Annotated in this window: 12 protein-coding genes and 2 tRNA genes; 3 read left to right on the forward strand and 11 right to left on the reverse strand. The window is 66.6% G+C overall.

Annotated elements, in window-relative coordinates:
* The first annotated feature begins 96 nt into the window (after window positions 1–96).
* The gene (adhE, locus tag E3T49_RS11340) at window positions 97–2,817 is read left to right on the forward strand and encodes a bifunctional acetaldehyde-CoA/alcohol dehydrogenase (protein WP_134425005.1); all 2,721 of its coding nucleotides are present in this window, start codon (window positions 97–99) and stop codon (window positions 2,815–2,817) included.
* Between the two features lie 161 nt (window positions 2,818–2,978).
* Here adhE and E3T49_RS11345 read toward each other — a convergent pair whose 3' ends face one another.
* From E3T49_RS11345 to E3T49_RS11375, 7 genes are all read right to left on the reverse strand, one after another.
* The gene (locus tag E3T49_RS11345) at window positions 2,979–3,710 is read right to left on the reverse strand and encodes a maleylpyruvate isomerase family mycothiol-dependent enzyme (protein ID WP_134425006.1); all 732 of its coding nucleotides are present in this window, start codon (window positions 3,708–3,710) and stop codon (window positions 2,979–2,981) included.
* 53 nt (window positions 3,711–3,763) lie between these two features.
* A complete protein-coding gene (locus E3T49_RS11350; RefSeq protein WP_134425007.1) occupies window positions 3,764–5,269 on the reverse strand; it encodes an HNH endonuclease signature motif containing protein in 1,506 nt (501 codons plus the stop codon).
* Between the two features lie 109 nt (window positions 5,270–5,378).
* Entirely contained in the window at window positions 5,379–6,173 is a 795-nt protein-coding gene (locus E3T49_RS11355; RefSeq protein WP_134425008.1) for an ATP-binding cassette domain-containing protein, read from the reverse strand.
* Complete coding sequence (locus E3T49_RS16370; RefSeq protein WP_134425009.1) at window positions 6,170–7,210, reverse strand: ABC transporter permease; 1,041 nt, start codon at window positions 7,208–7,210, stop codon at window positions 6,170–6,172. Before E3T49_RS16370 ends, E3T49_RS11355 begins: the two co-directional genes overlap by 4 nt.
* Window positions 7,207–8,175 (reverse strand): sugar ABC transporter substrate-binding protein, encoded by a 969-nt coding sequence (locus tag E3T49_RS11365; RefSeq protein ID WP_134425010.1) that lies wholly within the window; start codon window positions 8,173–8,175, stop codon window positions 7,207–7,209. Before E3T49_RS11365 ends, E3T49_RS16370 begins: the two co-directional genes overlap by 4 nt.
* A 75-nt stretch (window positions 8,176–8,250) precedes the next feature.
* Window positions 8,251–8,670, reverse strand: coding sequence for a tautomerase family protein (locus tag E3T49_RS11370; RefSeq protein WP_134425011.1), 420 nt, complete (start codon window positions 8,668–8,670; stop codon window positions 8,251–8,253).
* An 89-nt stretch (window positions 8,671–8,759) separates the two neighbouring features.
* A tRNA-Met gene (locus E3T49_RS11375) sits at window positions 8,760–8,836 on the reverse strand.
* 141 nt (window positions 8,837–8,977) lie between these two features.
* On the opposite strand from E3T49_RS11375, the gene E3T49_RS11380 reads away from it, so the two are divergent.
* Complete coding sequence (locus E3T49_RS11380) at window positions 8,978–9,556, forward strand: beta-class carbonic anhydrase (RefSeq protein WP_134425012.1); 579 nt, start codon at window positions 8,978–8,980, stop codon at window positions 9,554–9,556.
* Between the two features lie 29 nt (window positions 9,557–9,585).
* Here the strand turns inward: E3T49_RS11380 and E3T49_RS11385 are convergent, their stop codons facing one another.
* The 4 genes from E3T49_RS11385 to E3T49_RS11400 all read right to left on the reverse strand — a co-directional run bounded on the left by E3T49_RS11385 (window position 9,586) and on the right by E3T49_RS11400 (window position 16,437).
* Window positions 9,586–12,060 carry an MMPL family transporter gene (locus tag E3T49_RS11385; protein WP_134425013.1) on the reverse strand — a complete coding sequence of 825 codons (2,475 nt, stop codon included), beginning with the start codon at window positions 12,058–12,060 and terminating at the stop codon, window positions 9,586–9,588.
* Window positions 12,061–12,146: 86 nt separating this feature from the next.
* Window positions 12,147–12,223, reverse strand: a tRNA-Met gene (locus E3T49_RS11390).
* A gap of 162 nt (window positions 12,224–12,385) precedes the next feature.
* The gene (locus tag E3T49_RS11395) at window positions 12,386–15,295 is read right to left on the reverse strand and encodes a UPF0182 family membrane protein (protein ID WP_174722418.1); all 2,910 of its coding nucleotides are present in this window, start codon (window positions 15,293–15,295) and stop codon (window positions 12,386–12,388) included.
* 95 nt (window positions 15,296–15,390) lie between these two features.
* Window positions 15,391–16,437, reverse strand: a complete 1,047-nt coding sequence (locus E3T49_RS11400) for a YlbL family protein (RefSeq protein ID WP_338145426.1) — start codon at window positions 16,435–16,437, stop codon at window positions 15,391–15,393.
* 199 nt (window positions 16,438–16,636) lie between these two features.
* On the opposite strand from E3T49_RS11400, the gene E3T49_RS11405 reads away from it, so the two are divergent.
* Window positions 16,637–18,001 (forward strand): zinc-dependent metalloprotease, encoded by a 1,365-nt coding sequence (locus E3T49_RS11405; RefSeq protein WP_134425015.1) that lies wholly within the window; start codon window positions 16,637–16,639, stop codon window positions 17,999–18,001.
* The last annotated feature ends 5 nt before the right edge of the window (window positions 18,002–18,006 follow it).

An 18,006-nucleotide genomic window follows, 5' to 3' on the forward strand; every position in this document is an offset into this window, starting at 1 on the left:
GAATACGCCTCCCCTGACATGCGACCATCTGGCTGAAGTCGTAAGGTTATAGACAAGAGGCGATAAGCCCAAGTTGGGCCGCCAAAAAGGGACACAATGACAATAATCGACAAACCAGTCACCGAGTCACTTGCCACTCAAATTGACTCCCTGGTTAAAGCCGCTCAGGTCGCGCTTCTGGATTACGCGAACTTCACGCAAGAGCAAATTGATCACATCGTTAAAAAAGCATCCGTAGCCGCCCTCAGCAAGCACGCTGAGCTGGCAGTTCACGCAGTCGAAGAGACTGGACGCGGCGTCTTCGAAGACAAGGCCGTGAAGAACCTCTTCGCATGTGAGCACGTTACGAACTCCATGCAGAACCTTAAAACAGTCGGTGTCATCAGCCACGACGAAATTACCGGCATCACCGAAATCGCCGAGCCGGTCGGTGTTATCTGCGGTGTGACCCCCGTCACGAACCCCACCTCCACCGCGATCTTCAAGTCGCTGATCGCGCTGAAGACCCGCAACCCGATCGTTTTCGGTTTCCACCCGGGCGCCCAGCAGTCCTCCGTGGCCGCAGCGCGCGTCGTGCGTGACGCCGCCATCCTCGCCGGCGCACCGGCGAACTGCATCCAGTGGATCGAAACGCCCTCACTCGAGGCCAGCAGCCTGCTGATGAACCACCCGGGCGTCGCAACCATCCTCGCCACCGGTGGTAACGCCATGGTTCGGGCAGCCTACTCCTGCGGCAAGCCCGCCCTCGGCGTCGGTGCAGGTAACGTTCCTGCCTTCATCGAGAAGAGCGCCAAGCTCAAGCGCGCCATCAACGACGTCGTGCTCTCCAAGGCCTTCGACTACGGCATGATCTGCGCGTCGGAGCAGGCCGTCATCATCGAAGAGCCCCTCTACAACGAGGCCATGACGGAATTCAAGCGCCTTCACACCTACCTCGTGACCCCGGCCGAGAAGACCCTCCTCGAGGACTACATCTTCGGAGTCCAGGCCAACTCGACCAACTGCGGCGAGGCCAAGCTCAACGCGGCCGTCGTCGGCAAGTCGCCGGTCTGGATCGCCCAGCAGGCCGGATTCACCGTTCCCGAGGACACCTCGATCCTCCTGGTCGAGGTCAGCGGAGTCGGACCGCACGAGCCGATGACCCGCGAAAAGCTCGCGCCGGTTCTCGCCGTGCTGCACGCCAAGGACGCGGAAGAGGGCATCTCGCTCTCCGAGCAGATGGTTGAATTCGACGGCCTCGGCCACTCGGGCTCCATCCACAGCGAAAACCCGGCGATCATCGAGGAGTTCGGAATCCGCGTCAAGGCGGTCCGGATCATCACGAACGCACCGAGCTCGCTCGGTGGCATCGGCGACATCTACAACGCGTTCATCCCGTCGCTCACGCTCGGGTGTGGTTCTTACGGACACAACTCCGTCTCGAACAACGTCTCGGCGATCAACCTCATCAACGTCAAGCGCATCGGCAGAAGGAACAACAACTTGCAGTGGTTCAAGGTTCCCGCAAAGACCTACTTCGAGCCGAACGCCGTTCGCTACCTGGCGGACATGCGCAACGTCGAGCGCGTCACCATCGTGACCGACGCCACCATGACCAAGCTCGGTTTCGTCGACAAGATCCTTGACGTGCTCAACCGTCGCGAGAACCGCGTCTCCCTGCAGATCATCGACAACGTGCTCCCGGAGCCGACCGTCGCCGCCGTCAAGAAGGGCGCAGAGGAAATGCGCGCGTTCAAGCCGGACACGATCATCGCCCTCGGCGGAGGCTCGCCGATGGACGCCGCGAAGGTCATGTGGCTGCTGTACGAACACCCCGAAATTGAATTCTCGGACATGAAGGAAAAGTTCTTCGACGTGCGCAAGCGCGCGTTCAAGTTCCCTGACCTCGGTGAACTGGCCAAGCTCGTCTGCATCCCGACCACGTCGGGTACCGGTTCTGAGATGACCCCCTTCGCCGTGATCACGGACGAAGTGACCGGAGTGAAGTACCCGCTCGCCGACTACGCGCTCCTGCCGACCGTCGCGATCATCGACCCGTCGCTCACCGCAGCGATGCCGTCGTTCCTGGTAGCAGACTCGGGCTTCGACGCTCTGACGCACGCGACCGAGGCCTACGTCTCCGTCTACGCGAACGACTTCACCGACGGCCTGTGCCTGCACGCGATCAAGCTCATCTTCGAGAACATCGTCACGAGCGCCAACGGCACGTCGAACAGCACGGATGCCGCCGTCATCAAGTCGCGCGAGAAGATGCACAACGCCTCGTCGATCGCCGGCATGGCGTTCGGTAACGCCTTCCTGGGTATTTGTCACGCGATGGCTCACGTCACCGGCGCGCAGCTCCACCTGATCCACGGTCGGGTGAACGCGACGTACCTGCCGCACGTGATCCGCTACAACGGCCTCATCCCGACGAAGCTGACCAGCTGGCCCAAGTACGAGAGCTACATTGCTCCCGAGCGTTTCCAGCAGATCGCCAAGCACCTCGGCCTCCCGGCCTCGACGCCTGAAGAGGGCATCGAGTCCTACGCACAGGCCGTCGAGAAGCTGCGCGACCAGGTCGGCATCAAGCCGTCCTTCCAGGCTCAGGGTGTCGACGAGCAGGACTTCATCGGTCGCCTCGATTCCCTCGCGATGGGCGCCTACGGCGACCAGTGTGCACCCGCCAACCCGCGGATGCCCATGCTCGCGGACATGAAGACGATCATGGAAGCCGCCTACTACGGCACCTCGTTCAACGAGGTCCGCGCCGGTCGCGCGGCCGTGGAAGCACTGGCACCGGCCGAGAAGAAGCCGGCCCGCAAGACAGGCAAGTAGTCTCTCCGCCTGAATGAATGAAGAACGGCCCCGTACCTCCAGGTGCGGGGCCGTTCTTCATGTCGTGGCCGCTCTGCCGGGCTCTGCCGGGCTCTGCCGGGCTCTGCCGGGCTCTGCCGGTCGAAGCCGGTCGAAGCCGCTCTGCGGGGACTGAGGCCAGATCAGAGCCAGCGCGGGGCCGCTGAGGGCTCCCCCGTGCTGGACACCACGCCGCCACTGCCCCGGCCGGCTGCCCAGGCGGCAAGGTCGGCGAGGCTGCCGGTGACGTGCTCGGCGGCATCCGCGCTGCCGTAGCTCTCGTGCGCCGAATCGGTGGCGGTGAGCCGGTAGTCGGCATCACCGCGAGCCGTCCACGCTCCGACGATATCGCCGAGCAGCCTCGTGAGGACCTCCCCGGGGAGACTCTCGAAGCCGGCGCCGTGGCCCAGGTCGACGGCATGGATCCACAGTTCGCGGGCGCGCATCCAGATGCTGTCCCGCAGTGGGATCGCGGCACCCTGACCGTTCCGCACCGGCGCACACCAGCGATCGGCCGGCAGACTCTGCCACCGGAGATCGAGGTCGGCGGCCGAATCGGCCCAGGATCGACGCAACGCGTCAGGGCGGAGGATGCTGCCCGCAGCGACCTCGGCGTTCCGCGCCTCCGGCGAGGCGTACATCACGGTCTCCACGCCCGTGTCGGCCCACTGTGCCAGTCGGCCCAGCGCCCGGGCGTTGGATGCCACGTGTGCCACCACGTGACGGCGGGTCCAACCCGGCAGAAGCGAGTCGCCATCGAGTTCGTCATCGGTGAGCGAGTGCAGCTCGCGGCCGAAGAATTTCGTACCCTGCCGCGCAAGGGCCAGGGTCGATTGCCGGGCGGCCAGATCGGACGCATCGCGGGGTGTGATCATGGGGCTCCTGTCGTCGGACAACCTGGGACTCCACGGTACGCGACGATAACAGGCTACTGATCGTCGCGGGTCATGTTCTTGCGTTCGATGGCGTCCGTCATCCGGGTGCGTGACTTCGTGACCCTTCGCCATTTGCGTGCCCCGGTTTCGAGCCAGGGTGGTGCCATGATCTGCACGGCGCCGCGGACCATGCGGATCGCCCAGCCGGAGGCGGCGAGGTAGCGGTGGTGCCACCAGCAGAGGCAGACGCCGTTGTCGGTGTGGGTTGCCCCGCCCTCGGAATGCGGGATGACGTGGTGGATCTCGGTCATGCCGGCGGGGATTTTGCACCAGGGGATGATGCAGGTGCCGTCGCGGAGTTGGATCGCGCGTCTCTGGGCGGGGGTGAAGCAGCGTTCGGGTGAGCCGAGCTTGATGATGCGGCCCTCGTCGTTGATCACGACCTTCTGCTGTCCGCCGGTGCTGACCAGATCCTTGACGGCACTGATCGGGATCGGGGAATCGACGCCGTCGATCCAGCCGACGCCGCGGCCCTGACCGAAGTCCGCGCTGAGATCTTGTTCCCGCACGCTGACGAGGACCGTGGCGGGGGCGCCGCCGATGGTCGGTGCCTCGCCGGCGCGGGAGGCGACGTCGACGATCACGGCGAGCACGTCGTGCCGCCGCTGGTCGGGCGTGCGGTCGTCCCGTTCGAGCCGCGCCTGCTCCGGTGTGAGCCCCTCCCGGTTTGTGTCGGCGTCTTCCTCGGCGTGGAAGGCGACCGGCGCACTCTTCGGCGACAGATACGCGTCGAACAGGCGGCGCAGCTTGCCCGCGATCTCGGGCATCAACGACCCCGACACCGGCACCACGCCGTCGCGTTCCCGGCCGAGCCGGAACGACCGCGCCACCACGGCGTGGTCGTCGGGCCGCGACCCGTCGGGCGCGAGCACGGCCTTCCAGACGGAGCCCTGCAACCGGACCTCATCCGCCGACGCGGGCACCGGGGTCTGCGCACTCGTGCCCGTCGCCGACGCCACCAGCTCGCTCTCCGCGGCCTGCACCGAGTCCAGGTCGGTGCACCGCAGCGTGGGCGCCAACGCGGTCAGGATGGCGTCGGCCGTGTCGACGCCGATCGCGCCGGTGGCCAGAGCGATCGAGGTCGCCGGAAAGGTGGGCGGCAGCGGTTCGCCGCTCAGGGAGCGGCCGGTGCGGAGCTGCTTGCCCAGCCGCATCCGTCGCCCGGCGGTCGGGCCCGACACCAGGGTGAGCCGCTCGAGCAGTTCCCCGGCGGTGCGGCAGCCCTTCCTCGCCGACAACTGCGAGGTGCCGAGCTCGGGGCGGGACCGGTCGGCGACCTCCCCGGCCGCCGCCACCCGGAGGGCGTCGACGCGGCGGCCGAGCACCTCGACCGCCGTGGTCACCTGCAGCAACCCGTCATCGTCAAAGCTCCGCACCCCCGCACACGCCAGGGTCGACCCCAGTTCACCCGCGAGAGCCCGCAGCTCAGCCACCACCAGCGCCGCGGCTGACGGGCCGGGCGCGGCATCCGCTGCGAGGGTTTCGGTGGGGTTGGTCACAAGATGATTCTAGCTCAGTTAGAACACATATTCTAGTGAAAGCAGAAATAAATTCTGGTGAGCATCAGACATAATAACGATCGGTGATCGCTCGGCACTGCTCCGAAATCTACCGGCGCTCCAGCTCGTGGGCCAGCGCCTCGAGTTCGGCACCGCCGGCCATCAGAGCCGTCATCTCGTCGATCGTGATCTCGCTCTTGGCGAAGTCACCCAGGCTCCGGCCGCGCTGCAGCAGCAGAAAACGGTCGCCGACCGGGTAGGCGTGGTGGGGATTGTGCGTGATGAAGACCACGCCGAGCCCCCGGTCCCGGGCCCGGGCGATGTAGGAGAGCACGACCCCGGCCTGCTTCACGCCGAGCGCCGACGTGGGTTCGTCGAGGATGACGACCTTCGCCCCGAAGTACACCGCGCGCGCGATGGCGACGGACTGCCGTTCACCGCCGGAGAGCGTACCGATCGGCTGGTCCACGTCGCGCAGGTCGATGCCCATCCGGGCGAGCTCGTGCTTCGTCGTGGCGCGCATCCGGGCCGCATCGAGTCGCCGCAGCGGGCCTCTGCCGCGGGTCAGCTCGGCACCGAGGAAGAAGTTACGCCACACCGGCATCAGCCCGACCACGGCCAGGTCCTGATAGACGGTGGCGATCCCGAGGTCGAGTGCCTCCCGTGGATGCATGAATCGGCGTTCCGCCCCGAAGGCGAGGAGCGTGCCCTCCGAGTGCGGGTGGGCGCCCGCCAGGATCTTGATGAACGTGGACTTTCCCGCGCCGTTGTCTCCCAGAACGCAGAGCACCTCTCCGGCGCCGACGGATGCCGACACGCCCTGCAGCGCCCGCACTGCGCCATAGGCCTTGCCGATGTCTCGCACCTCGAGGATCGGCTCCGGACGGCTCGGCGCCGGCGTCATGAGCGCATCCCGGCCTGGCGGCGAACGAGGAGGTTGACCAGCACGGCGAGCAGCAGCATCCCGCCGAGGAAGGCCTTCAGCCAGTTGTTGTCCCATTGCGCGAACACGATGCCCTGCAGCGCCATGCCGTAGATCAGGGCACCGAGGGCCGCGCCGATCGCCGAACCGTAACCGCCAGTGAGCAGGCATCCGCCCACGACGGCACAGATGATGTAGATGAACTCCTGGCCGACTCCGGTGGTGGCCTGCACCGTCGACACGTCGAAGAGTTGCAGCATGCCCACCAGCCAGCCGGCGCCGGCCGTGGTCATGAACAGGCCGAGCTTCACCCGGAAGACGGGCACCCCGACCTGTCGGGCACTCGTGACCTCGCCGCCGACGGCGAAGACCCAGTTGCCGGGCCGGGTGCGCAGCAATACCCAGGTGGCCAGTGCGGTGAGTGCGATCCACCAGACGATGGAGACTTTGACTTCCAGGCCCAGCACGGGGAACGACGACCCGAAGAAGACCTTGGCCTGCTGGAAACCGGGCACAGCATTCATGCCCTGGATGGCGACGCTGCCGGTCACGAGCTTCGTCACAGCCAGGTTGCAGCCCTGCAGGATGAAGAACGTGGCCAAAGTCACGATGAAGCTCGGCAGGCCGGTCTTCATCACGACGAACGCGTTGGCGGCGCCGATCGCGAGGGCAACGGCCAGGGCCAGCACGAGCGCGAGCGCGAGGTTCAGTCCCCACTGGGTGGTCACCACACCCACGATGAGCCCGGTGGTGCCCGTCATCGCCCCGGCCGAGAGGTCGAACTCTCCGCCGATCATGAGCAGGGCGACGGCCACGGCCATGATCCCGAAGAGAGAGGCCGAGTACAGCCAGGTGGACACACCAGCAGGGGTCAGGAATGCCTGCGTGAAGAAAGAGAAGAACAGGAAGATCGCCACGGCCGCGACAAGCGCGCCGACCTCGGGCCGGCGCAACAGAGTGAGCAGCGGATGCGACCGTTTCAGCCGATCCGTGAACTCTGCCTCCACGACGACGGTCATCTCGTGCCGTTCTCCGCGAACGTGGCGACCTCGGCCGCGTTCTCCTTCGTCACGAAGCCCGGACCGGAATAGACGGGCAGCCCGCCACCGACGACATCGCCATTGCGCTTCTGCAGAGTCAGGAACGACACCGGCAGGTAACCCTGCGAGTACGGCTGCTGGTCGACGGCGAACAACATGCCACCGTCCAGGATGAGCCGGGTCACGTCGGCCGAGACGTCGAAGGTGGCCAGCGTGGCCGAGCTGCCCGCTTCATCGACGGCCTGGCTCGCGGCCACGGCTACGCCGGTCTGCAGCGTGAGCACGGCGTCGATGGACGGATCGGCCAGGAGTTTGCTCTTGATGGTGTTCTGGGCATCGGCGAGGTTGGCGACGTCGACCTGCACGTTGCTCACGGTTGCGCCGACCGTGTCCGCTGCGCCCGCGCAGCGCTCTTCGAGCCCGGAGTTACCGGCCTCGTGGATGACGCAGATCACGTTGGACACACCGGCCTCAGCCAGTTTCTCGCCGGCTCCCTGGCCCGCGATGAACTCACTCTGGCCGATGTGGGTCTGCGCGCCGAACTCGCGGGACTTCTCCAGGCCCGAGTTGATGGTGATCACGGGGATGCCCGCGGCCACGGCCTTCTCGACCGCACCCCTGACTCCATCCGGGTTGGCCATCGACACGATCAGGCCGTCCGGATCGGTGGCGATGGCCGCCTCGATCAGCTGGCTCTGCTTGACCGGGTCACCGTCGCCCTGGTAGGTGACGGTGGCTCCGAGGTCGGTGCCGGCCTGCTCGGCGCCGCTCTTGACGACGTCCCAGAAGGCGTCGCCGGCGGTGCCGTGGGTGACCACGGCGATCGTGACCGGCTCCCCCGCCGGCGAACCGCCGTCGCCCGAACCGGTGCCGGTGCCGGTGCATCCCGCCAGCGCCAGCGAAGCGACACCGAAAGCGGCTAGAAGGCTGATCTTGAGCTTCATAACTGAACTGTTCCCGACTGTCGTGCGGTGGCCTGAAACAGCGGGGGTTCGCCGGTGACCTGGTGCATATCGAACTTACTCGACCGGGGACCCGCTCGCCGGGACCGCGATCTCGCCGGTGATGTACTGGGCGGTTCCGAAGCCGAAGGACCAGTCCTCCGGACCGCTCTCCACATAGCCGATGAAGACGTCCTCACCGGAGACCCCGGCCAGTCCCAGTCGGGCGTTGATGCCGGAGTAGAGCGCCTGCTTGGTGGCGACGCTACGACCCCGCTGGGTGAAGATCTGGATCATCACCACGCCCTCGCTGCGTTCGAAGCCGAGACCGGCATCCTGTGCAATGATCGCGCCCGCATCGTGCTGGGTGACGATCTGGAAACGGTCGCGCAGAGGAATGCCATAGACCTCGACGATCGCCTCGTGGATCGCATCGGCGATTGCGGTCACGGCCGCATTCGAACGGCCTCGGTTCAGATCGATTCGAACCAGTGGCATGAGCGACTCCTTCTGATGGAACGCCCGTCGCACAAACCTGTGCGGCGGGAACAGAAAAGCCCCCGGAACCGTGTGGTTCCGGGGGCTGATGGTTGCGGGGGCAGGATTTGAACCTACGACCTCTGGGTTATGAGCCCAGCGAGCTACCGAACTGCTCCACCCCGCGCTGCAAGGACAAGCTTACCACAGCCTCGGGGCAGGCCGACACACGGGGTAATCATTCTGCGACGCCGGGCTGCGCCTCAGAGAGGGTGGCTACGATGGCGGCACGACCCCCCCGCACCCCTCGACAGTGAAGGATCCCTCCGTGACCGTTCTCGCAGAAGTCCTGTCCGCCAACGCCGCGTACGCCAACGAATTCGGCGACAAGTCCGCACTCGCCTTGCCGCCGGCGCGCGGTTTCGCGATCCTCACCTGCATGGACGCCCGCCTCGATCCGGCCAAGTACGCCGGATTGAGCGAGGGCGACGCCCACGTCATTCGCAACGCAGGCGGACGCGCGTCCGACGACGCCATCCGGTCGCTCGTCATCTCCTACAAACTCCTGGGCACGAAGGAGTGGTTCGTCATCCACCACACCAATTGCGGGATGGAGTTCTTCACCGACGAGGTGATCCGTGGGCTGCTCGCCAACAGTCTGGAGACGGCAGCCCTGGGCGACGCCGGGTTCTACGAGGTCGGTTCCGGCCCGGGTTCCACCGAGGGGAACTACATCGACTGGCTGACCATCACCGACCAGGCGGCGAGCGTGCTCGAGGACGTGGCCCGCATCAAGGCTCACCCGCTCGTTCCGCGCGGCATCCCGGTTTACGGCTACATCTACGATGTGGCGACGGGCCGGCTGGTCGAGGTACCCGCAGCCACAACGGCCGGCGCCGCGGCCTAGGCAGCCCACAGGCGCGGCCTGCCCTGGGCTCAGCCGTGGTGGCGTCGCGCGAGCGCTGTGCCCTCCACGTCGACGTTGGGCAGGATACGGTCGAGCCGGCGCGGCAGCCACCAGGCGGCGCGGCCCAGCAGGTGCATGAGTGCCGGCATGAGCAGCATCCGCACCACGAACGCGTCAATGAGCACACCGAACGCGAGCCCGAATCCGATGGAGCGGATCATCGTCGACTCGGAGAAAACGAAACCGCCGAAGACCGACACCATGATGAGCCCGGCGGCAGTGACCACCGAGCGGCCGGCGCGGAACCCACGGGCCACCGCGAGCCGGGCGGATGCCCCGCGCACGTACGCCTCGCGCATCCCGGAGGCTAGGAACAGCTGGTAGTCCATCGCCAGCCCGAAAAGCACTCCCACCAGGATCACCGGCAGAAAGCTCAGGATCGGGCCGGTCGCGATGCCGAGCGGGCCGGCGAACCACCCCCACTGGAACACGGCGACGGTCGCCCCGTAGGTCGCGAACAGCGACAGGATGAATCCGCCGGTCGCGATCAGTGGCACCAGGATCGAGCGGAACACCAGAATCATGATCAGCAGCGACAACCCGACGACGACCGCCAGATAGGTCGGCAGCACGTCTGCGAGGTTCTCGGAGATGTCGATGTTGATGGCAGCCTGACCTGCAACGCCGAGCGTCACGCCGCTGTTATGGGGCGGCATCGAACGGATGTCCCGCACGAGCTGCTCCGTGGACTCGCTGTTCGGTCCCCCGGTCGGAACGACCTGGAAAGCGGCGAGCGAGTTGTCCGCGGAGACGGCGATGGGAGCGACGCCGACAACGCCGTCCTGACCGGCGAGAGTGCGCGCCACACCGACCTGGGCGCCGAGCACCCCGGGGCGATCCAGACCCTCAGGCAGGGTGGCGGTGACGAGTAACGGTCCGTTCGCGCCGGCACCGAAGTTCTCCTCAGTAGCCGTGAACGCCTGGTAGGACGCGGATTCGACCGGTTCGACGGACCCGTCGGGCAGGCCGACCCGCATCGACAGTGACGGGATGGCGAGGATGAGCAGCACCGCGACGGCCGCCAGCACGGTGGCGATCGCGCGCCAGGTGGGCATCGGCCGGGCCTGCGTGTCTTCGTGGTGTGCCTGGCCGATGCGCGTGCGGGCACGGCGGCCGAGCACGCGCTCACCGAGCAGCCCGAGGATCGCGGGCGTCAGGCTGATCGAGATCATCACGGCGACTGCGACGGCCACGGCTCCGACGGTCCCCATCAGGCCGAGGAACGGCACACCCGTGACATTCAGCGCGAGCAGCGCGACGATGACCGTGGTGCCGGCGAAGACCACCGCGTTGCCGGCGGTTCCGTTCGCCAGGCCGATCGATTCGCGCACCTCGGCGCCCTCGAGCAGCTGCCTGCGGTGCCGGTTGATCACGAAGAGTGAGTAGTCGATGCCGACCGCCAGGCCGAGCATGACCCCGAGGAACGGTGTGACCGAGGCCATCTGGATGACGCCGGAGAACGAGAGCGCTCCGAGGGAGGCGATCGCGACGCCGACGAGGGCCGTGACGATGGGTAGTGCGGCGGCCAGCACCGAGCCGAGCATCACGAGCAGGATGATCGCAGCGAAACCGACGCCCACGATCTCGCCCATCCCGATCAGCTGCGGCACGGTTTGCGCGATGTCGGAGGAGAACGACACCCGAGCACCGTCGACCGGCTCGGACTCGAAGTGGTCCATGACGGCCTGCTGCGACTCGGCGGGAAGCTCCATGCGCGGCTCGGAGAAAGAGACGTTCACGAGGGCGGCCGCACCGTCTTCCGAGACGACGCGGATTCCGGCGGAGAGATCGAGGAGCACGGCGCCCAGTTCAAGCTCTTCCGCATCCTGGTCGAGCTGGCTGCGGGAGTCGTCGAGCGTGGTCTGCTGGGCGTCCAGCTCCACCACCCCGGCGTCGAGCTGAGCCTGCTGCTGCTCGTAGGCGGCCAGCTGCTCGAGGGGCTGGTCGGGCTGTAGCCAGGCCTGCTCGAGCTGGGTCTGCGCGGCGGCGAGTTGGGCACGACCGGCATCGAGCCCGGCCTGCCCGGCGTCGAGCTGCGCCCGTCCGGCATCGATCTGAACGCGCCCATCGACCACGTCCTGCTCGCGATCAGCCCGCTGTTGCTCGGCCTCGAACGGGTCGATGACGTCGGCGACGTCCGGCAGTTCGCCGGCACCGGCGACGAGTGAACCGATCTGCGCACGTTGATCGTCGTTGAATGCCGACCCGTCGGTGGTCTCGAAGACCACGGTGCCCGATGCCCCGGCGAAGTCCGGAAGCTGCTCCTGGAGTTTCTCGGCGACTGCGCCCGACGCGGTGCCGGGGATGTCGAAGTTCGTCGTGAGGCCCTTGAATCCCACGAGGAACCCGACCCCGGTGAGGACGAGGATGACACCCCAGACCGCGATCACGGCCCAGGCACGGCGAGCCGCCAGCCTCCCCAGACGGTAGAGCAGTTCAGCCATTGCGGATTCCTCCAGGGGACGGACGACGACCGGACAAGAAAAAAGACCGGCCCAGCATTTCTGCTGGACCGGCCTGTTTTGTGCAGTGGTTGCGGGGGCAGGATTTGAACCTACGACCTCTGGGTTATGAGCCCAGCGAGCTACCGAACTGCTCCACCCCGCGTTACAAGTACCAATTTACCACAGCCCCGGGTGCGGTCCGACCACACGGGCGCGGCGCATGCCCGCAATGCGAAACGCGGGTGCTGCGCCGCTCTGCGGGAGGCATGCCTCCCGCGAAACGGCGCAGCACCCGCGCAACGGATGTGAAGCGGCCTACTGGGCGCTACTGGTCGAGCAGCACCAGCATCTTGGCGACCGCGTCGTTCAGCTTCTTGTCGGCGGCGCCGTAAGCCGTGAAGTCACCGGTCGTCAAGGCAGCCTGCTTGTCGGTGACGGCGATCTTGGCTTCCGCCAGGAGCGACTTCAGCTGGGCATCCGTCGCCGGGTCCCCGGTCGAGGTCGACGGCGTGGTGTCGCCCTCAGCGGGCGCCTCCCCTTCGACGGGCGTCTCCGACGGCGGCACCGAGGTGTCACCGGCGTTGGCGCCGGAGTCACCTCCGAAGAGCACGTCGAGCGCCTTGTCCAGCGTGTCCTCGAACGCGATCTGGTCTCCGAAGGCGACGAGCACCTTCTGCAGCAGCGGGTAGCTGGTTTCACCGGTTGACTGCACGTAGACAGGCTGTACGTAGAGCAGACCGCCACCGACGGGCAACGTGAGCAGGTTGCCGTTGAGCACCTTCGACTGACCCTGCTTGAGCAGGTTCAACTGGGTGGACACGGTCGGGTCGGCGTTGAACTTCGCCTGCACCTGGCCGGGGCCGGGCACGGTCACATCCTCCGGAAGGTTGAGCAGACGAAGCTTGCCGTACCCCTCTGACCGTTTGCCGTCGGTCGAACCGGCATCCGCGTCGACCGCCAGGTAACCGGTCAGCACGTTACGGCTGGTGGCTCCACTGGCATCCGGGATGAAGGTCGAGTACAGCGAGAACGACGGCGATTCCTGGCCGGGCACCTGCATGGTCAGGTAGTACGGCGGCTGCAGGGTCGTGTTCGTCGACGGCGACACCGGGTCGTTCGGGGTGGTCCAGGCGTCGTCGACCGAGTAGAAGGACCCTGGGTCGGTGACGTGGTACTTGCCGAGAACCTTGCGCTGCACCTTGAACAGGTCCGCCGGGTAGCGCACGTGGCTCATCAGGTCGCCGCTCATCTCGGTCATCGGCTTGATGGTCGTCGGGAAGATCTTCTGCCAGGTCTTGAGCAGCGGATCCTCGTCGTCCCAGGCGTACAGGGTGACCGAGCCGTCGTAGGCGTCGACCGTGGCCTTGACCGAGTTGCGCATGTAGTTGATCTGGTCGAGTGCGAACGGCTGCGGGGGCGTCTCCGTGTCGGCGATCGCGTCGCTCAGACCCACCGAGGTGGAGTACGGGTAGCTGGCCGACGTCGTGTAGCCGTCGACGATCCACTTGACCTTGCCGTCGACGACCGACGGGTAGGCGTCGGAGTCGAGGGTGAGGTACGGCGCCACCTTCTGCACGCGGGTGACCGGGTCGCGGTCGTAGAGGATCTGCGACTTCTCGTTCACGGCGTTGGCCAGGAAGATCTGCTCCGACTGGAACTTGAGCGCGTAGATCAACTTGTTGAACGCGTTGTCGAGCTTCGGCCCGCCGTCACCGGTGAACGTCGTGTACGTCTGCTGCGCGCCATCCGTGCCCGACGGGTAGTCGAGCTCGACGGGCTTGCTGCCCTCGGGCGCACCCACGATGGAATACGGCGGGCTCGTCTCACCGAAGTAGATCCGCGGCTCGTACTCGGGCAGCGACCCGGTGGTCGGGATGCCGGACTCGAGGAACACAGGCTGGCCGTCGGCCGAGCGCTGGTTGCCGTACGCCGCCACCACGCCGTAACCGTGCGTGTACACCACGGTGGAGTTGACCCAGGTGTTGCCCGCGTTCAGACCCTCGAGTTTGAGGTCGCGCACGGTGACCACGGTGTCCTGCGACTTGCCGTCGATCGTGTAGCGGTCAACGTCGAGGTTCTGCGGGAACTGGTAGTACTGCTTGAACTGCTCGAGCTGGGAGAACGCATCGCTGACCAGGGCCGGGTCGAGAATACGGATGTTCGCCGTGGTCTCGGCGTCGGCGCGCAGTGCGCCGGGCTCGGCAGTCGTGCTCGCGTTATAGGGGATCTCTTCGATGTCCGCCAGACCGTAGGCATCGCGGGTGAGGTCGATATTGCGTTGGATATAGGGTTCCTCGAGCGTCTTCGCGCTCGGGTCCACCTGGAAGCGCTGCACGACCCACGGGTAGAGGGACCCGACCAGCAGGCTGCTCACGATCAGCAGCGCTGTGCCGACGATGGGCAGACGCCAGCGACCGACGACAGCCGTGACGAGGAACAGGATCGCGACGACCGCGGCGATGCCGGCCAGAATGGCGCGGCCGGGGATCGTCGCGTTGACGTCGGTGTAGCCGGCGCCCGTGATCAGGTCGTTCGCGTTGGTCAGAGTGGAATACTGCTCGAGCCAGATGCTCGCGGCCTGCAACAGCAGGTAGAGGCTCGCGGTGACGGCGATCTGAACGCGTGCGGCCTTGGAGACGATGACCTCGCGCCCGCTCACCCGGATCGAACCGTACAGGTAGCTCGTTGCCGCGGCGACCAGGGCCGAGATGAGCACAACGGCCGAGGCGAAGCCCAGCACCGACTGGAAGAAGGGAAGGTCGAACAGGTAGAACGAGATGTCGAACTTGAACTGCGGGTCGACCCGGCCGGTCTCCGTGCGGTTCAGCCACATCAGCACGACCTGCCACCGGGTCGCGGCGGCAACACCGGCGAACAGGCCGAGCAGAGCGGGGATACCGAACATCGCCAGCCGGCGCAGCGGCTCGATGACCTGCTGGTAACGGTCGAGCTGCGAATTGAGCTTCGCGTAGACGGGCCGCAAACGGTAGGCGATCTGGATACTCACCCAGACCGGAACCGCCATCGCGACGAATCCGATGACGAAGAGGCCGGCACCGGCGAACCACTGTGTGGTCAGCACACTCAGGAAGCCCAGTTGGTCGAACCAGAGCACGTCGGCATAGAGCCCTGCGAATACGAAGAAGATGATCACCAGCCCGGCAATGATCGCTGCCGTAATGGCGAGGGGAGCACGGCTGCGCTGGGGAGCGCTACGGGCTTGTTGTGAACTCACGGATTGGCCTCTTGATCTCGAAATCGACGGTCAGGTTTCATTCTAGACAGCCGTTCCGAACGAATGCCGCACGTTCGCTGGGCAGCAGCCCGGGCTTAACCGAGTGGGCACTGCTCCAGCGCGTCGGTGTCCGCGGCAGTGTCCGCGTCGGTACGGATGGCGTCGAGCGTGGCCAGCGCATCGTCGAGCGTCTCGATGGAGAAGACGGTCATCCCCTCCGGTACATGACCGGTGACCTCGTCGCAGTTGTCGGCCGGTGCGAGGAACCAGTCCGCGCCGCTGTCGTCTGCTCCGATCAGTTTCTGACGGATGCCGCCGATGGGACCCACTTCGCCGGCCTGGTTGATCGTGCCGGTGCCCGCGACATCCGCGCCACCCTGCAGGAAGCCCGGGGTGAGCGTGTCGATGATGCCGAGCGCGAACATCAGTCCGGCGCTGGGTCCGCCGACCGAGTCCAGTTGAATGGCCACGTCGAACGGGAAGTCGTACTCGCTTGTGACGTTGATCCCGACCACCACGGCGTCGCCCGACGCAATCGGGGTGATTTCCACGGTCCGGGCCTCTCCGTCGCGGATGACGCCGATCGAGGCCGGGGAGTCGATCCCGTTCCTGGCGAGCGCGCCGCGCAGTGCCGTGATGTCGCCGACGTCTTCACCGTTCACAGAGACCACCTGGTCGCCGGCCTCGATGATGCCCGCTGCGGGCGAGTCGTCGGGCAGGGAGACGACCGAGAGGATCGTCGGGTAGTCGTAGTCGAGGTTGGTCAGGGCTGCGGCGATCGCATCCTGCTGCGAGTTCACCATCTGCACCTGGTTCTGCTCCTCCCGCTGCTTCGTGCTCACATCGGGCGGGAAGGCCGACTCGATCGGGATCACAGCCTGGTTGGGATCCAGCCAGGCGGCGGCAACCGTCAACCAGCTCGGTCGGTTGTCGGGGTTGCCCACCAGCGAGACGGTCAGCAGATCCAGGGTTCCCTCGGTGGGATAGACGGGCTCGCCGGACACGGAGATGAGAGGAATCTGCTCGCCGTCCTTTTCGGCTGTGCCGATGGTGTTGTAGACGGGTCCGGGCTTCTCGATCACGTACGGCGACGGGGTCACGGCCAGAATGAGGCCGATGATCATCGCTATACCGAGGACCACCCAGCCGGCACTGACGGCGCGATCGGACCGAGCAGGCGGTCGTGCTGAGTGATCGGTGAAGAGGGCCACCGGTTTCCTTCCAGGGATTATGCGGGCTGTTCGCGACAGGCGGACACCGGTTTACCAGCGTAGGACATTTCCCAGTCCGCGCCGGGGATCTCGGGCTAGCGTAGAAGCACGTGACTGAGAGGTGCCTGAAATGGCCGACGATGACTCCCGACCCGATGCGGGTCCCAATCCCGAAGATGAGTTTCGGGACATGCTGCGCGACATCCTGAGCGGGAAGTCGTCAATCGATCCGAGCCAATTGGCCGGTGCGGCCGGACTGCCGGGTGACCCCGCGAGCATCTCAGCGCTGATGAGCCAGCTTCAGGGTGCTCTGCGCGGAGGCGGCGACGGGTCCCCCAACTGGGACGCCGCGCTCAGCCAGGGGCAGGAACGCGCAGCGCAGGGGCAGCTCGTCGTGACCCCCGACGAACGGGTGGCCCTTGACCAGGCCTTCCACATCGCCGCCCTGTGGCTGGACGAGGTGATCTTGGTCGCCGAGCTCACCGCTCCCCCGCGCCTGATCACCCGCAAGGAGTGGGTCACCGCGACCATGCCGTTGTGGACGCAACTGGCCGAACCCGTGGCGACGAGCATCTCCGATTCTTTGACCCGCGTGCTCACGGACCAGGCCCCGGAAGAGCTCAAGGGCATGATGGCCGGCGCCGGTCAGATGATGCGCAGCATCGGCGGCACCCTGTTCGCCATGCAGCTCGGCCAGGTTGTCGGCCAGCTGTCTACCGAGGTCGTCTCCGGCGGCGATATCGGGATCCCCCTGCTCAGCGACCAACAGGCCGCCCTGCTTCCGCAGAACGTGGCCGCGTTCGGCGAGGGTCTCGACGTTCCCGCCGACCAGGTCCAGATCTACCTCGCCGTGCGCGAACTCGCCCACGCGCGTTTGTTCCGCCACTCGCGCTGGCTGCGCCTGCACCTGATCAGCTCGATCACAGACTTCGCCCGCGGCATCCACATCGATTCGAGCCGTCTCGAGCAACTGGCCGACGGTTTCGACCCGGCCAACCCGGAGGAATTGCGTGCGGCCATGGTCGACGGCTCGCTGATCCCGCCGAAGAGTGAGGCCCAGCTGGCCGCCCTCGCCCGGCTGGAGACGATGCTCGCCCTGATCGAGGGCTGGGTCGACGTGGTCACCCTCGAGGCCACGAGCCGGTTGCCCCGCGCGGACGCCATCGCCGAGACGGTGAAGCGACGCCGGGCATCCGGTGGCCCCGCCGAGTCCGCGTTCGCCACCCTGGTCGGGCTCGAACTGCGCCCCCGCCGCCTCCGCGAGGCCGCCTTCATGTGGCAAGCCGTGACGGATGCCGTCGGCAACGAGAAGCGCGACGAACTGTGGGCCCACCCTGACCTTCTGCCCTCGTCCACCGACCTCGACGACCCGCAGGCCCTCGTGGCCCGCCTGACCAGCTCGGCTGAGGGTGCCGAGCCCGTGCTCGACGAGGTGGACCAGGCCCTCGAGGATCTGCTCCGCGACGACGACACCGAGCGGCCGCACGAGGCGTAAGGCGG

This window comes from Cryobacterium cryoconiti (assembly GCF_004403065.1).
Classification (GTDB): domain Bacteria; phylum Actinomycetota; class Actinomycetes; order Actinomycetales; family Microbacteriaceae; genus Cryobacterium; species Cryobacterium cryoconiti.

What these genes read in the sequence shown, in the direction of transcription:
- adhE (WP_134425005.1), top strand. Translation starts at nt 97, where the DNA reads ATGACAATAATCGACAAACCAGTCACCGAGTCACTTGCCACTCAAATT.
- E3T49_RS16370 (WP_134425009.1), bottom strand. Translation starts at nt 7,210, where the DNA reads ATGACCGTCGTCGTGGAGGCAGAGTTCACGGATCGGCTGAAACGGTCG.
- E3T49_RS11365 (WP_134425010.1), bottom strand. Translation starts at nt 8,175, where the DNA reads ATGAAGCTCAAGATCAGCCTTCTAGCCGCTTTCGGTGTCGCTTCGCTG.
- E3T49_RS11370 (WP_134425011.1), bottom strand. Translation starts at nt 8,670, where the DNA reads ATGCCACTGGTTCGAATCGATCTGAACCGAGGCCGTTCGAATGCGGCC.
- E3T49_RS11345 (WP_134425006.1), bottom strand. Translation starts at nt 3,710, where the DNA reads ATGATCACACCCCGCGATGCGTCCGATCTGGCCGCCCGGCAATCGACC.
- E3T49_RS11385 (WP_134425013.1), bottom strand. Translation starts at nt 12,060, where the DNA reads ATGGCTGAACTGCTCTACCGTCTGGGGAGGCTGGCGGCTCGCCGTGCC.
- E3T49_RS11355 (WP_134425008.1), bottom strand. Translation starts at nt 6,173, where the DNA reads ATGACGCCGGCGCCGAGCCGTCCGGAGCCGATCCTCGAGGTGCGAGAC.
- E3T49_RS11405 (WP_134425015.1), top strand. Translation starts at nt 16,637, where the DNA reads ATGGCCGACGATGACTCCCGACCCGATGCGGGTCCCAATCCCGAAGAT.